The sequence below is a fragment of the Burkholderia sp. MR1-5-21 genome (assembly GCF_053427715.1).
The window spans coordinates 16939-30383 of sequence record NZ_JBSAXD010000003.1; the positions used below are offsets into that span (position 1 = coordinate 16939).

The following is a 13445-nucleotide window of genomic DNA, read 5'->3' on the forward strand; positions in this document are numbered from 1 at the left end:
CCGGTGGCGCTCACGCGGCGTGCGCCGCACCTGCCTCGAACGACGTGCTGCCGCCCGCGCGGACCGGGCCCGCGCCCGGCCTCGGGCGCAGCGGCCAGTACAGCAGGTCGGCGGCAATCTGCCGGTAGTCGCGCGCGGCCGGCGACGTCGGGAACGCGTCGACCGCCGTGCGCACGAGCTCGCGCGCGTGCTCGACGAGCGGATCGGCGCTCACGCAGCCGGCGTCGCCGATCGACACCGCCAGGTAGCGGCTCGCGACGCCCGCGAGGTTGTCGTACGCGGTCTTCGCATCGGCCTGGCTGCCGACGTGGTTGGTCAACACGCGAAACTGCGCGATCGCGTGCGCGAAATGCAGCCGCTTCATGCACGCGTACGCCTCGGTGATCGCCTGCGCGGCAACGCGCGTGACGATCAGCACGTCATGCGCTTCGCGCGCGAGCGCCGAGAATGCGCCGTCCGTGCCGAGCTGCGCATCGACGAGCACGATGTCGGCCGCCCCGTCGATGAAATCGCTCAGCTGCGCGTCGCTGTAGCCGGCGCGCGCGAGCCGCGCCGCCGCGCACACCGCGAAGCCGCCGGCGACCCGCGCGCGCGCGCCGTCGCGCAGCCACGCACCGGCGAGCGTCGCGGCAGCCGAGTGCACGTCGGCGCGCTCGTCGACGACGAGCACGTCCTTGCCGAGCGCCGTCAGCGCGGCGGCGAGGTTCACGACGGTCGACGTGCAGCCGACGCCCGCCGGGCCGCCCGTCACCGCGACGATTCTCGAGGCGCGCCCGGCCAGCAGGCGCCGCAATCCTTCAGCCTGATCGATCATGCGTTTATCCAAAGCGAACCTCGTGCAGCTCGGCGGTGGAACGTGCGGTCAGCGCGGAAAGCAGCGTGGGCATGTCATCGTCGTGCGGCACGAAGGGCGAGCCGTCACGCGGCACACAGAACGCACTCTTCAACAGGAATTTCTTCGTCGCGACGTACAGGTTCTCCGGCACCTTCTGGCCGGTCGACACGTAGTGCACGGGCAGCTTGTAGCGGATCACCGTGTCGAGCACGCCGCCGAGATGGGTCGCCTCGTCGAGCTTCGTGAGGATGCAGCCGGCGAGATCCGGATGGTCGCCCGCGCTGCGGTACGCCTGCACGACCTCGTTGAGCGTGTCGCCGTGGCTCGTCGCGTTAAGCAGCAGCAGGCGCTGCACCGGCGTGTTCGCGCCGTGCAGCATCGCGATCTGGTCGGACAGCGCGCGGTCGCGCTGGCTCATGCCGATCGTGTCGATCAGCACGATGTGCTTGTTGCGCAGCTCGGACAGCGCGAGCTCGAGATCGCCCGCGTCCTTCACCGCATGCACGGGCACGCCGAGGATCCGGCCGAAGATCCGCAGCTGCTCGTGCCCGCCGATCCGGTAGCTGTCGGTCGTGAGCAGCGCGACCTTGCTCGCGCCGAAGCGCATCACGCAGCGCGCGGCAAGCTTCGCGGTCGTCGTCGTCTTGCCGACGCCCGTCGGCCCCATCAACGCGAACACGCCGCCGCGCTCCATCAGCGCATCCTCGCTTTCGAGCACCGGCAGGTTCGCCGCGAGCACCGTCTGCGCCCACTCGGTCGCCTGCTCGAGCGTGTCCGAGCCTTCGCCCTGCGGCAGGTTGTCGACCATCATCCGCACGAGCTGTGCGGAGAAGCCGGCCGCGAACAGGTGTTTCGTCAGCGCGCCGTGCACGGGACTGCGGCGCTGGCGTTCGTGCCACATCAGGCTGTCGAACTGCTCTTCCATCATCCCGCGCAGCGCGCCGAGCTCGTGCATCACCGTGTCGTTGACGATCCGCTCGATGCGCGCCTTGACCGCATCGGCAACGGCCGCGGCCGTATCGGTCGGGATGCGCGTGCGCTCGGCTGCCTTCGGCGCCGGTGCGTCGGCCGCGCGGCGCGGCGCGCCCGCATCGACCGGGATCCGGCGTGCGGCGTCGCGTACGATGTCGCGCGCCCATTCGGGCGGCAGCACGTCGCCGGCGCGCGGCGCGCGGGCGGTGTCGACCGGGGCGCGGTGGCCGCCGTCCGCCGCCGGCGCGGGCTGGCTGCGGGCGGCGAGCGCCTCGCGCTGCTGCGTGAGGCGCTTCGCATGCTCGACGAGCCACGGCGCGGGTTCGGAAGGTGCGGCAGGCGATCCTGCGGCAGGCGATCCTGCGGCAGGCGATCCTGCGGCAGGCGATCCTGCGGCGGGCGATCCTGCGGCGGGCAATCCTGCTGCGGGCGATCCCGCGGCAGACGCTGCGGCAACCGGCTCATCGGCCGCCGGCGCATCGGCCGCTTCGGCGCTCGCGCCGAACACCGACGAGAACACGTCCGGCAGCCCGCCGTCGCCCATCGCATACGGATTGGCGGCTGCGCGCGCGCGTGGCGCAAAGCCCGCCAGCGCCGCGCCCGGCTGCGCGGCGACCTGGGCAAGTCCCGGCGCCGCGACGGGCGGCGCGATCGCAGCCAGCTCGGCGTCGGCGAGCGCGGTGATCTCGACGCTGCCGTCATCGAGCGTGCGGTTCGACAGCACGACGGCGTCGGCGCCGAGCGCCTCGCGCACGAGCCGAAGCGCGTCGCGGCTCGTTGCGCCGGTGAATTTGCGAATGTTCAAGCGGAACCCCCGATGACGTTAACGACCTTGATCGTGCGTGTGTCCGGCACTTCGGCGTACGACAGCACTTTCAATTGCGGCAGGCTGCGGCGCAGGAAGCGCGCGAGCATCGCGCGCAGCGCGTGCTGCACGAGCAGCACGGGCGGCAGCCCGAGATTCTGTTGACGCAGCAGCGCTTGCTGCGTGCCGGTCAGAAGGTTGTGCGCGAGACCGGGCTCGAGGCCCGGATTCGCGCCGGTGGCGAGCGCCTGCGACAGCACGCGCTCGAGATTCGCGTCGAGCCCCATCACCTGCATCTCGCCCGCGCCCGGATACCACTGCTGCGTGATCGCGCGGCCGAGCGACAGCCGCACCGCGGCCGTGATGTCGTACGCGTCGGTGACGCGGCCAGCCTGTTCGGACACGGCCTCGATGATCGTGCGCATGTCGCGGATCGGCACGCCTTCCTCGAGCAGGTTCTGCAGCACCTTCTGCAGCGTCGTCAGCGAGATCGTCTTCGGCACGAGGTCCTCGACGAGCGACGGCGCGTCCTTGCCGGTGCGCTCGATCAGCGCCTGCACTTCCTGGCGGCCGAGCAGCTCGGCCGCGTGCTGGACGACGAGATGGTTCAGGTGCGTCGCGACGACGGTGCTCGCGTCGACGACCGTGTAGCCGTACACCTGCGCCTGCTCGCGCAGCGCGATGTCGATCCACACGGCCGGCAGGCCGAACGCCGGATCGTGGGTCGGCGCGCCGGGCAGCGCGGCCGTCACCTGGCCCGGGTTGATCGCGAGCCACTGGCCCGGGAACACCTCGCCCACGCCGATCTCGACGCCCTTCAGCGCGATCCGGTACGCGTTCGGCCTCAGCTCGAGGTTGTCGCGGATATGGATCACGGGCGGCAGGAAGCCGATTTCCTGCGCGAACTTCTTGCGGATACTCTTGATGCGCTTGAGCAGTTCGCCGTCGCTGTTCTTGTCGACGAGCGGGATCAGCCGGTAGCCGACTTCGAGGCCGAGCGGATCGATCAGCTGCACGTCGTCCCAGCTCGCCTCGTGGCTGTCGGCGGGGAGCGCCGCGGGCGGCGCGATGTCGGTGATGTCGCCGGCCGCCTTGCGGGCCGCCGCGCGCTTCGTCTGCGTGCGCGCGAGCCAGATCGCGCCGCCGCCGAGCAGCAGGAACGCGAAGTGCGGCATCCCGGGGATCAGCCCCATCAGCACGATGATCGCGCCGGTGATCGTCAGCACGCGCGGGTTCGTGAACAGCTGGCCGGTGATCTGCGTGCCGATGTCCTCGTCGGTCGCGACGCGCGATACGATCACGCCGGCCGCGGTCGAGATCACGAGCGACGGGATCTGCGCGACGAGGCCGTCGCCGATCGTCAGCAGCGTGTAGTTCGTGCCGGCCGCCGCGAAGCTCATGTCGTGCTGGACCATCCCGACGATCAGCCCGCCGATCACGTTGATCGCCATGATGATCAGGCCGGCGATCGCGTCGCCGCGCACGAACTTCGACGCGCCGTCCATCGAGCCGTAGAACTCGGCTTCCTGCGCGACCGCCTGGCGGCGCTTCCTCGCCTGCTCCTCGTTGATGAGGCCCGCGTTCAGATCGGCGTCGATCGCCATCTGCTTGCCGGGCATCGCGTCGAGCGTGAAGCGCGCGGACACTTCGGCGATCCGCCCCGCGCCCTTCGTGATCACCATGAAGTTGATGATCATCAGGATCACGAACACGACGATGCCGACCGCGAAGTTGCCGCCGACGAGGAAGTGGCCGAACGCCTCGATCACCTGGCCGGCCGCGTCCGGGCCCGTGTGGCCCTCGAGCAGCACGACGCGCGTCGACGCGACGTTCAGCGACAGCCTGAGCAGCGTCGAGAACAGCAGCACGCTCGGGAACGCCGCGAAGTCGAGCGGCTTCATCGTGTACATGCTGACGAGCAGCACCATCACGGACAGCGCGATGTTGAACGTGAACAGCAGATCCAGCAGCAGCGGCGGCAGCGGCAGGATCATCATCCCCAGGATCATGCAGATGAGGATCGGGCCCGCGAGCGCGCGCAGGTTGGTCCCCGCGAGCAGGTTCGGGCGCTTCGCGAACAGGTTGGCGGGCGTGCTCATGCCGTGCCTCCTTGCGTGCGGGCGTTCGTGCCCAGCACGTCGTCGGCTTCGTCGCGCTCGTCGTCAGCGGACACCGACGCGCCCTTGTCGAGGTCGGCCGGCACGTCGAGATCGACCGGCACCGCCGGGAACGCGCCGCCTTCCACGCGGAAGCGCTTGAGCTGGTACACCCACGCGAGCACTTCGGCGACCGCCGCATACAGCGAGCCGGGAATCTCGCGCTCGAGTTCGACGTTGTGATACAGCGCCCGCGCGAGCGGCGGCGCTTCGAGCAGCGGCACGTTGTGCTCGGCCGCCAGCTCGCGGATCCGCGCGGCGACGAGGTTCACGCCCTTCGCGACGACCTTCGGCGCGCGCATCTCGCCGTCGGTGTACTGCAGCGCGACGGCGAAGTGCGTCGGGTTCGTGACGACCACGTCGGCCTTCGGCACGGCCGCCATCATCCGGCGACGGGCGATCGCGCGCTGCTGCTGGCGGATCCGGCCCTTCACGTGCGGATCGCCTTCGTTCTCGCGATGTTCGCGCTTCACTTCTTCCTTCGTCATGCGCAGCTTCTTGTTGTACTGCCAGATTTGATACGGCACGTCGAGCGCCGCGACCACCAGCATGCCGGCGACCGTCGTGCCGCAGCACACGGCGACGAGGTGGAGCGCATCGGTGAGCGCCGCATCGAGCGGCTGGGTCGCGAGGCCGAGCAGCTCGTCCTTCGCGCGCCAGATCGCGACGCCACCGATCCCGCCGACGACGAGCGTCTTCGCGAGCGACATCCCGAGCTGGATCGGCCCCTGGATCGAGAACATCCGGCCGAGACCCGTCAGCGGATTCAGCCGGTCGAATTTCAGTTCGAACGTCTTCGACGAGATCAGCCAGCCGCCGAGCGCCATCGGCGCGAACAGCGCGGCAAGCCCCGTCAGCGCGAGCAGCGGCGCGAGCGCGGTGAGCCCTTCGAGGCCCGCGCTGCCGGCCGCCGACAGCATCCGGTGCGAATCGAACGCGGTCGCGCGGTCGAATGCGAACGCGCCGCGCATCATCGTCTGCAGGTGCATGCCGATCGGTCCCGCGAGCAGCCACGCGCCGTAGAAGCCCGCCGCGAGCAGCGCGAACGAAGCCAGTTCGCGCGAACGCGCGACCTGCCCCTCCTCGCGCGCCTTCTCGCGGCGCCTCGGAGTGGCGGCTTCGGTCTTGTCGAGATCGCTCTCGTCTGCCACGGGGCCTCCAGACGGATACGGCGGAATGCCGCTTTCCAGTGACACCGATTATTCATGGAGGCGTCAAACGCCGATCGGTCGAGCAAAGCCGGGAAAGGGGGGTATTTCGGGGAATCGGGCGCGGGCGGGCGCAAGCGCGAATGGCGCGGCGACGAGGCTTCGCCGGGCGGGGCCGCGGGCAGGTTCGCGCGTGTGCGGCGGACGGCGCACGCGGTGCGCGGGCGCGGAATGCGCGGCGTATCAGGTCAGATGGAGTCGGCGGGCGGGGATGCGGTGCTGGCGGTGCTGGCCGTACTGGCGGAGTGCCGGGGGGCGCAGGGCGGGATGCAAACCGGAACCGGCGACAACAGGAATCACAATCCTGGGCCCGACCGGCGAAAGCGGCCCGGCCGGGATACACGGCGGCGGCCGCCCGCGCATCGCGACGAGACGCCGCGCAGCAGCACGGCGTCTCGCTGGGACGGCGCTCAGGCCGCGGCGATCGGGTCGGCGCCGAAGCGATTCGGGCCTTGGTTGCCGCGCGAGCACATCCAGATGAACAGGATGATCCCGCCGACGATCGGAATGAAGGCGATCAGCAGGAACCAGCCCGAACGGCCGATATCGTGGAGCCGGCGGACCGTCACCGCGAGACTCGGCAAGATGAGCGCGAGCGACACCAGCAACGCGACGATCGACAGGAGCAGCGCGACCGTGGATGCCTCACGGGCCACCACCGCGATTACCTGGCAACCGAGCGACACGATGAACGTGAGCAACGCGAAGTACCAGTATTCCGCACGGCGCGCGCGGCCATCGAACTTCGCATATTGGTTGAATACCGAACGAATGGCTTCAGGGAAATTCATTTTTTTAGCCCTCATGTTTTTTGAAATTATCGACAACCCCGGAAACAACGCGTGCATTATAGGTGGAATCCGATGACGTTCAATCGCTTTTCATCCGGCGTCCGATAACGGGATTGAAGCCCGGTGCGCGGCGCGGCCGGCCCAACGCGCCAGCGGCGACGCCGGCGTCATATCGGCCGGGATAACGCCCCCCACATTGTCAATTCACACCGCGTCATTTTTGAAGATTTGCAAGAACCTGACAGAACCGACAGTCACCGAAAATGAAAGAGCGGATATTGGCGGGCGAATGAATATCGCCGCCATAATCGTTCGCTTCGGCCATGCAAAGGCCGACCGGCCGGCCGGATAACGGAATCGGAATGCGGGAACAGGCCGCCGGGATAATCCGGCGATTATCGCCGCCCGTGCGGTGGCGTCCTTCGCAGCGGCGCTGGCCTGCGCCGCCAGAATGAAAAAAAAGGGGGCGAACATTCGCCCCCTCGTGATGCCGCTGCGCTGCCGCGGGTCAGTACGCGACGTAAGGCGCCGCGCCGCCGTTCGAGGTGAGGTCCATCCCGAAGTAGATCGTCTTGCCGTAGAAGTGCGGCAGGCCGATATCGAGCCACGCCGACGAGCCGAACGGTCCGGCGATGTCGTTGAATGCGAACGTCGACGCGTTCGAGAACAGCGAGTCCGCGTTCTGTACCGACATCGACACGTTGCTCGCCGTGCCGTTCAGGCCCACGAGCGTCGCCGTGTAGGTGGCCGTCGACGCCGGGCAATAGAACTGCGTATTGCGCGAGCACACGGTCTGCGCCGAATCGTTGAAGAAGTACGCGTTCGAGCCCGTGTCGAAGAACGCGGTCACCGTGCGGCCGAGGAACGACGAGTTCTGCAGGTCGCCTGTCGTCGTCGACGTCAGCTTGGTCGTGGCCCCGAGCTGGTTGTTCGACTGCGTGCCGATCCCGAACGTCAGTGTCCCCGTCGCGCTGCCCTGGCCGTTGCTCGAGATCTGCGGCATCTGCACGATCACGCCATTGTTGTCGCTCGCGAAACGCTGGACCGGATTGGCCACCTGCTGCGACAGCGATACGAGCGTCACCGCGCAGCTCGAATTGCCGTTCGGGCAAGCGTAGTAGTTGTTGTTCACCGCCGACGTCGACGTCGTGCAGGTCGTCCCGCAGTCGTACGGCGCCGGCCCGATGCCGAGGATCCCGTTCGCGCCGAGCGCGCTCGCGGAGTTCGCCGACGCGCCGCCGTTCGTGCACGAGGTCGGTACGTTTGTCGTGCCGAGGTCGCCGATGATCTGCACCGGCAGCGAGCTCGCGGTCTCGCCGCTCACCTTCAGGTCGATGGTGCGCACCGAGCCCCACGTGTAGCTCGACACGAACTTGCCGCATTCGGCGATCGGCGCGCCGCCGCTCGTGGTCGTCGTGGGCAGGCTGCCGATCACGCCGGACACCGCGCTGCTGACGAGCCGCAGACCGTATGACGCAGTATCGACGAGCACGTTGTTGACGACCTGGCAATTCGACGTGCCGGGTGCGCAGACCGTCACGCTGACGGTCGGAATGTTGATCACGTTGGCGACGCCCTGGGCCACGGTGATGACTGCGGTATTCGCGGCGCCGGTCGAGCCGCCGTTACCGCCGTTACCGCCGTTGCTGCCGCCCGAGGAACCGCCGTCGCCGCCGCCGCACGCGGTGACGAGCACGGCCGTCGCGGCTGCGACGCTCAGCGCGCCGAGCCAGCGAATGAAGTTACGAGGAATACGCAAGATCGGTCTCCCGCTGTCACTGGATGTCGTTGCCGGTGAAACCGGCGGGCAGCGCCTGCGGCAGCCACGCCTCACCGGAGAAGGCGCCCATGTGGCCGCCCGTCCGGATCACGAGGCCGCTCGTATCGACGGACACGGGCGCGCGCCAGCCGCGCGCCTTGTGCGCCGCCTCGACGCCAGCGGTGTATTGCGGGAAATAGCTGCCGAAAATCGATGCGAGATCCGGCATCGTCGGCCCTTGCCACGCGACGCCGAACACGGTGCCGGCGGCGGACGTGTATTCGCGGATCACGGTGCCCGAGCCGAGCGTGATCTCGCGAACGGTGTAGGTCGCCGTGCTCGCCGACGAACCGTCGGCCGAGCGCATCGCGCGCTGCAGCGCGCGCACGGAGGCGGCGTGGTCGTCGGCCGGCGGCGACATCGGCGCGCCGCCCAGTTCCGCGTGCGCGTGGACGCTCCACAGCACGCTCATCAACGCCGCCGCGGACGCGGCAGCACAGCCCAGACGTTTCAGCTTCACGTTCCCCCCCAGGGACTCGCCTCGTTGTAGGCGGCGCCGACAGCGTCGCCGGCACCGCAGCCCAGCCTCAAGACAGACAAAAGAACGATGTTCTGATGCCGCTGATCGGATGTCACTGACGCGTAGTATGCCTGCTGAGTGTGTCCAAGTGTCAATTCAGCACATTCCAGGCCCGGCGCCGACCGGCTGGATGCGCCGCCGCACGGGCCTCGGGGCTGGCCGGCGCGCGTCTGCGGAGACGGCGCCGGGTTCCGACGACGCGAGACGGTGGGAGAACCCGCCCTGCGGCACTTTCGTGGAGGAGCCACTCGGGCGACTCCACTCGGGCGGCCTCACTCAGGCGGGCCCACTCAAGCAGTCCCGACTCGGGGGCCCCACCCAGGCGGCCCCACCTAGGCGGCCCCGTCAGAACCCGAGGCTCGCGAGCAGGTCGTCGACCTGCGCCTGGTCCTGCACGACGTCGGTCTTGCCTTCCGGATTGATCTGCGGCCCGTTCAGCAGCGCGTCGGGGCTGCCGGTGCTGCTCGTCGTCTGCTCGGCCGCGAGCGCGGCCGCGGTCGCCGCGAACTGCTCGCGCCGCTCGGGCGCAATGTTCTCGACCAGCACGGTGAGCAGCTGCTGCTCGATCAGGTAGACCATGTCCATGATCTTCTTGATCACCTGTCCGGTCAGGTCCTGGAAATCCTGCGCGAGCATGATCTCGAGGAGCTGCGCGCTGGTTGCCGACGTCGCGTCCGGCAGCGCGCGCAGGAACGCGCGCGTGTCGTCCATCAGCTCGCGCACTTCCGCGCGCTCGATCGGCGCCGCGTACCATTGCGCCCAGCGCGCGTCGAGCGCCTCGGCCTGGTTCTGCACGCGCTCCTGCACGGGCTTCGCGATCTCGATCGCGGTCAGCACGCGCTCGGCCGCCTGCTCGGTCATCGCCACGACATAGCGCAGCCTTTCGCGCGCGTCCGGTACGGCTTCCGCCGCCTGCTCGACGTGCTTGTCGAGCCCGAGCTCGCGCATCGAGTCGCGCAGCGTGCGCGTCAGCTGGCCGATGCGCGCGAGGATCCGGTCGCTCGCGTCGGCGCCTTCGGCGTGGCAGTCGGCGGCAAACCCCGCACCGGCCAGCGCCGCATGGATCGGCTCGTTCACGTCAGCTCCCGGTCTTCGCCATCTTGTCGAGGATCTTGTTCAGCTTCTCGTCGAGCGTCGCGGCCGTGAACGGCTTCACGACATAGCCGCTCGCGCCGGCCTGCGCGGCCGCGATGATGTTCTCCTTCTTCGACTCGGCCGTCACCATCAGCACCGGCAGGTGCGTGAGCGTCGCGTCCGCGCGGATCTCCTTGAGCATCGCGAGACCGTCGAGGTTCGGCATGTTCCAGTCGGAGATCACGAACTCGTAGCTGCCGCTGCGCAGCCGTGCGAGGCCCGCCGCGCCGTCTTCCGCTTCGTCGACGTTCGAATAGCCCAGTTCCTTGAGCAGGTTGCGGACGATCCGGCGCATCGTCGGGAAGTCGTCCACCACCAGGATTTTCATGCTCTTGTCCATCTTCGTTCCTTTCCAGATTCGTTTCCGTCGGGACGCGAGCGCAAGCGCCCGCATCGGTCATGCTTCATACGCGCTGCACGCGGTCGCCCATTGCCGCGAGCCGCCCCATCACGCGGCGGCTCATTTCGGCGAGCGGCGCGATCTCGTCGGCGCCGCCGAGCGCGATCGCCTCGCGCGGCATCCCGAACACGATGCAGCTCGCCTCGTCCTGCGCGAACGTGTGGGCGCCCGCGCGCTTCATCTCCAGCAGGCCTGCCGCACCGTCGCGCCCCATGCCGGTCAGGATCACGCCGATCGCGTTCTTGCCCGCGTGCGTCGCCGCCGAGCGGAACAGCACGTCGACCGACGGCCGGTGCCGGTTGACCGGCGGCTCGTCCGACAGCTGCGCGATGTAGTTCGCGCCGCTTCTCGCGAGCAACAGGTGCGCGTGGCCCGGCGCGATGTACGCGTGGCCGGGCAGCACGCGCTCGCCATGCTCGGCCTCCTTCACCGCGATCCGGCACAGCCCGTTCAGGCGCTGCGCGAACGACTTCGTGAAGCCGGGCGGCATGTGCTGCGCGATCAGCACGGCGGGCGCATCGGGCGGCAGCGGCGTCAGCACCTCGCGGATCGCCTCGGTGCCGCCCGTCGACGCACCGATGATGATCAGCTTCTCGGTACTGACGAGCGGGTTGTTGACGAGCGGCGCGGCCGCCTGTCCGCCCGCTGCGCCCGCCGCACGCGCGGCGGCGGCATGCGGCTGCGGCGCCTGCCGCACGCGGGCGCGCGACGCCGCGCGGATCTTGTCGGCGAGCTTCTCCGCGTACTCGAGCATCCCGTCGCGGATCCCGACGCGCGGCTTCGTCACGAAGTCGACCGCGCCGAGCTCGAGCGCGCGCAGCGTGATCTCCGAGCCGCGCTCGGTCAGCGACGACACCATCACGACCGGCATCGGCCGCAGGCGCATCAGCTTCTCGAGGAAGTCGAGCCCGTCCATGCGCGGCATTTCGACGTCGAGCGTGAGCACGTCGGGGTTGTGCTGCTTGATGAGTTCGCGCGCGACGAGCGGATCGGGCGCGGTCGCGCACACCTCCATGTCGGGCTGGCTGTTGATGATCTCCGTCATCAGGCTGCGGATCAGCGCCGAATCGTCGACGCACAACACTTTGATCTTCTGCACTGCGTTCAAGCCTCCTGCTTTTTCGATACCGTCTGGGCGTACGGGCTCCCCGCGTACGGACTGCCGGCGGACGGCCGGGCGGCGGGCGCGCCGCGCGCGCCGAACAGCTCGATGCGCGGCCGTGCCGGACGCGCGGCCGGCCGCTGCGCCGGCGCGGCGAACAGCTCGACATGCGCACGCGAGCGCGCGGCGCGGTCGGCCTCGTGCGCGAGCGCGGCTTCGCGCTCGGTGACGCCCGGCACCTGCAGCCGCAGCTTCTTCACCATCGCGCGACCCGTGTGCGGCATGAACGCGACCTTGCGCGGATGCACGCCCTGCAGGTCTTCCGCGGTGATGCGGATGCGCTCGAGCGCAAGGTAGCGGCGCACGAAATCCGCGTTGCGGTCGCCGATGTTGATCGTCGTCATGCCCGCGAGCACCGCCGCGCCGCCGAACACCTTCGCCTCGAAGCGCTCGCGGCGTCCGCCCGCCTTGATCAGTTCGTTGATCAGCATTTCCATCGCGTACGCGCCGTAGCGCATCGAATCCGACGCAGTCGCGTCCGGGTCCGTGCCGTCGTCGGGCAGCATGAAGTGGTTCATCCCGCCGATGCCCGCGAACGGATCGTGCAGGCACGCGGCGACGCACGAGCCGAGCACGGTCATCAGCACCATGTCGTCGGCGGTCGTGTAGAACTCGTTCGGCAGCAGCTTCACGCCCGGGCGGCCGAAGTGGTTGTCGAAGTAACGATTGGTCGCGATCGGCAGCGCGCTCATCGGCGTTCCCCGGCGGCGGGCGGCGCGTCCGCGGCGCGCATGCGGTTGCGCGGCGGCGCGGCACGCGCCGCATCGCTCGACAGTTCGTAGACCGTCTGCCCGCGCAGCCGGAACGCCTGCGTCACGTACGTGAAGTTCTCCGAGTGGCCGGCGAACAGCAGGCCGCCCGGCTTCACGAGCGGCTCGAAGCGCCCGAGCACCTGGCCCTGCGTCGGCTTGTCGAAGTAGATCATCACGTTGCGACAGAAGATCGCGTCGAACGGCTTCGCGATCCCGTAGTCGGCGTCGGTCAGGTTGAGCTGCTCGAAGCGGATCATCGCGCGCAGTTCGGGGCGCACCTTCACGCGGCCGGCCTGCGCGCCCGTCCCTTTCAGGAAGAAGCGCTTCAGCCGCTCCGGCGACATGTGCTTGACCTGGTCGTAGCTGTAGATGCCGGCCTCGGCCTTCGCGAGCACCTGCGTGTCGAGGTCGGTCGCGAGGATCGTCGCGCCGCGCGCCGCCGATTCGCCGAGCGCCTCGATCAGCGTGATCGCGATCGAATACGGCTCCTCGCCGGTCGACGCGGCCGAACACCATACCGACACCGGCGCGGCGCGGCCCTTCACGAAGTCCGCGAGGATCGGGAAATGGTGCGACTCGCGAAAGAACGCGGTGAGGTTCGTCGTCAGCGCATTGGTGAACGCTTCCCACTCAGCCGGATCGTCTTCGCGCTCGAGCAGGTCGAGGTAGTCGCGAAACGCGTCGAGCCCGCGCGCGCGCAGCCGGCGCGCGAGCCGGCTGTATGCCATGTCGCGCTTGTGCTCGGACAGCGAGATCCCCGCGCGGCGGTGGATCAGCGTGCGGATGCGTGCGAAGTCGGCCGCCGTGAACGCGAAGTCGCGCCCCGGCTCGCCCGAGCGCTGCGGGATTTCCGGTGTTTCGTCATGAAGCGGGGCGCGCGCGGACAGCATG

Annotated in this window: 13 protein-coding genes; all 13 read right to left on the reverse strand. The window is 69.2% G+C overall.

The genetic code is table 11. The features are described 5' to 3' along the window. Window positions 1-10: 10 nt before the first annotated feature. Window positions 11-826 carry a nucleotide-binding protein gene (locus ACV229_RS04705; protein WP_448081964.1) on the reverse strand — a complete coding sequence of 272 codons (816 nt, stop codon included), beginning with the start codon at window positions 824-826 and terminating at the stop codon, window positions 11-13. Continuing rightward, window positions 819-2612, reverse strand: coding sequence for a flagellar biosynthesis protein FlhF (flhF, locus tag ACV229_RS04710; RefSeq protein WP_448081965.1), 1794 nt, complete (start codon window positions 2610-2612; stop codon window positions 819-821). Before flhF ends, ACV229_RS04705 begins: the two co-directional genes overlap by 8 nt. After that, the gene (gene flhA, locus ACV229_RS04715; RefSeq protein ID WP_448081966.1) at window positions 2609-4711 is read right to left on the reverse strand and encodes a flagellar biosynthesis protein FlhA; all 2103 of its coding nucleotides are present in this window, start codon (window positions 4709-4711) and stop codon (window positions 2609-2611) included. Before flhA ends, flhF begins: the two co-directional genes overlap by 4 nt. Next, complete coding sequence (gene flhB / locus ACV229_RS04720) at window positions 4708-5919, reverse strand: flagellar biosynthesis protein FlhB (RefSeq protein ID WP_448081967.1); 1212 nt, start codon at window positions 5917-5919, stop codon at window positions 4708-4710. The genes flhA and flhB overlap by 4 nt, the downstream gene beginning before the upstream one ends. A gap of 467 nt (window positions 5920-6386) precedes the next feature. Beyond that, complete coding sequence (locus ACV229_RS04725) at window positions 6387-6767, reverse strand: DUF805 domain-containing protein (RefSeq protein ID WP_448082308.1); 381 nt, start codon at window positions 6765-6767, stop codon at window positions 6387-6389. A 204-nt stretch (window positions 6768-6971) separates the two neighbouring features. Continuing rightward, window positions 6972-7241 carry a hypothetical protein gene (locus ACV229_RS04730; RefSeq protein WP_448081968.1) on the reverse strand — a complete coding sequence of 90 codons (270 nt, stop codon included), beginning with the start codon at window positions 7239-7241 and terminating at the stop codon, window positions 6972-6974. 34 nt (window positions 7242-7275) lie between these two features. Next, a complete protein-coding gene (locus tag ACV229_RS04735; RefSeq protein WP_448081969.1) occupies window positions 7276-8526 on the reverse strand; it encodes a DUF3443 domain-containing protein in 1251 nt (416 codons plus the stop codon). A 16-nt stretch (window positions 8527-8542) separates the two neighbouring features. Next, complete coding sequence (locus ACV229_RS04740; RefSeq protein WP_448081970.1) at window positions 8543-9046, reverse strand: DUF2844 domain-containing protein; 504 nt, start codon at window positions 9044-9046, stop codon at window positions 8543-8545. Window positions 9047-9451: 405 nt separating this feature from the next. Continuing rightward, on the reverse strand, window positions 9452-10183 hold the full coding sequence (gene cheZ, locus ACV229_RS04745; protein ID WP_448081971.1) for a protein phosphatase CheZ: 732 nt from the start codon (window positions 10181-10183) through the stop codon (window positions 9452-9454). A gap of 1 nt (window position 10184) precedes the next feature. Then, window positions 10185-10580, reverse strand: a complete 396-nt coding sequence (gene cheY, locus ACV229_RS04750) for a chemotaxis response regulator CheY (protein WP_448081972.1) — start codon at window positions 10578-10580, stop codon at window positions 10185-10187. A gap of 64 nt (window positions 10581-10644) precedes the next feature. Next, on the reverse strand, window positions 10645-11748 hold the full coding sequence (locus ACV229_RS04755) for a protein-glutamate methylesterase/protein-glutamine glutaminase (RefSeq protein WP_448081973.1): 1104 nt from the start codon (window positions 11746-11748) through the stop codon (window positions 10645-10647). After that, window positions 11745-12494, reverse strand: a complete 750-nt coding sequence (gene cheD, locus ACV229_RS04760) for a chemoreceptor glutamine deamidase CheD (protein ID WP_448081974.1) — start codon at window positions 12492-12494, stop codon at window positions 11745-11747. Before cheD ends, ACV229_RS04755 begins: the two co-directional genes overlap by 4 nt. After that, on the reverse strand, window positions 12491-13444 hold the full coding sequence (locus tag ACV229_RS04765) for a CheR family methyltransferase (protein ID WP_448081975.1): 954 nt from the start codon (window positions 13442-13444) through the stop codon (window positions 12491-12493). The genes cheD and ACV229_RS04765 overlap by 4 nt, the downstream gene beginning before the upstream one ends. Window position 13445 lies beyond the last annotated feature (1 nt).

Coding starts and splice junctions, on each gene's coding strand:
- ACV229_RS04725 (WP_448082308.1), bottom strand. CDS start 6,767: ATGAATTTCCCTGAAGCCATTCGTTCGGTATTCAACCAATATGCGAAG.
- cheD (WP_448081974.1), bottom strand. CDS start 12,494: ATGAGCGCGCTGCCGATCGCGACCAATCGTTACTTCGACAACCACTTC.
- ACV229_RS04730 (WP_448081968.1), bottom strand. CDS start 7,241: ATGTTCGCCCCCTTTTTTTTCATTCTGGCGGCGCAGGCCAGCGCCGCT.
- ACV229_RS04765 (WP_448081975.1), bottom strand. CDS start 13,444: ATGCTGTCCGCGCGCGCCCCGCTTCATGACGAAACACCGGAAATCCCG.
- cheY (WP_448081972.1), bottom strand. CDS start 10,580: ATGGACAAGAGCATGAAAATCCTGGTGGTGGACGACTTCCCGACGATG.
- flhA (WP_448081966.1), bottom strand. CDS start 4,711: ATGAGCACGCCCGCCAACCTGTTCGCGAAGCGCCCGAACCTGCTCGCG.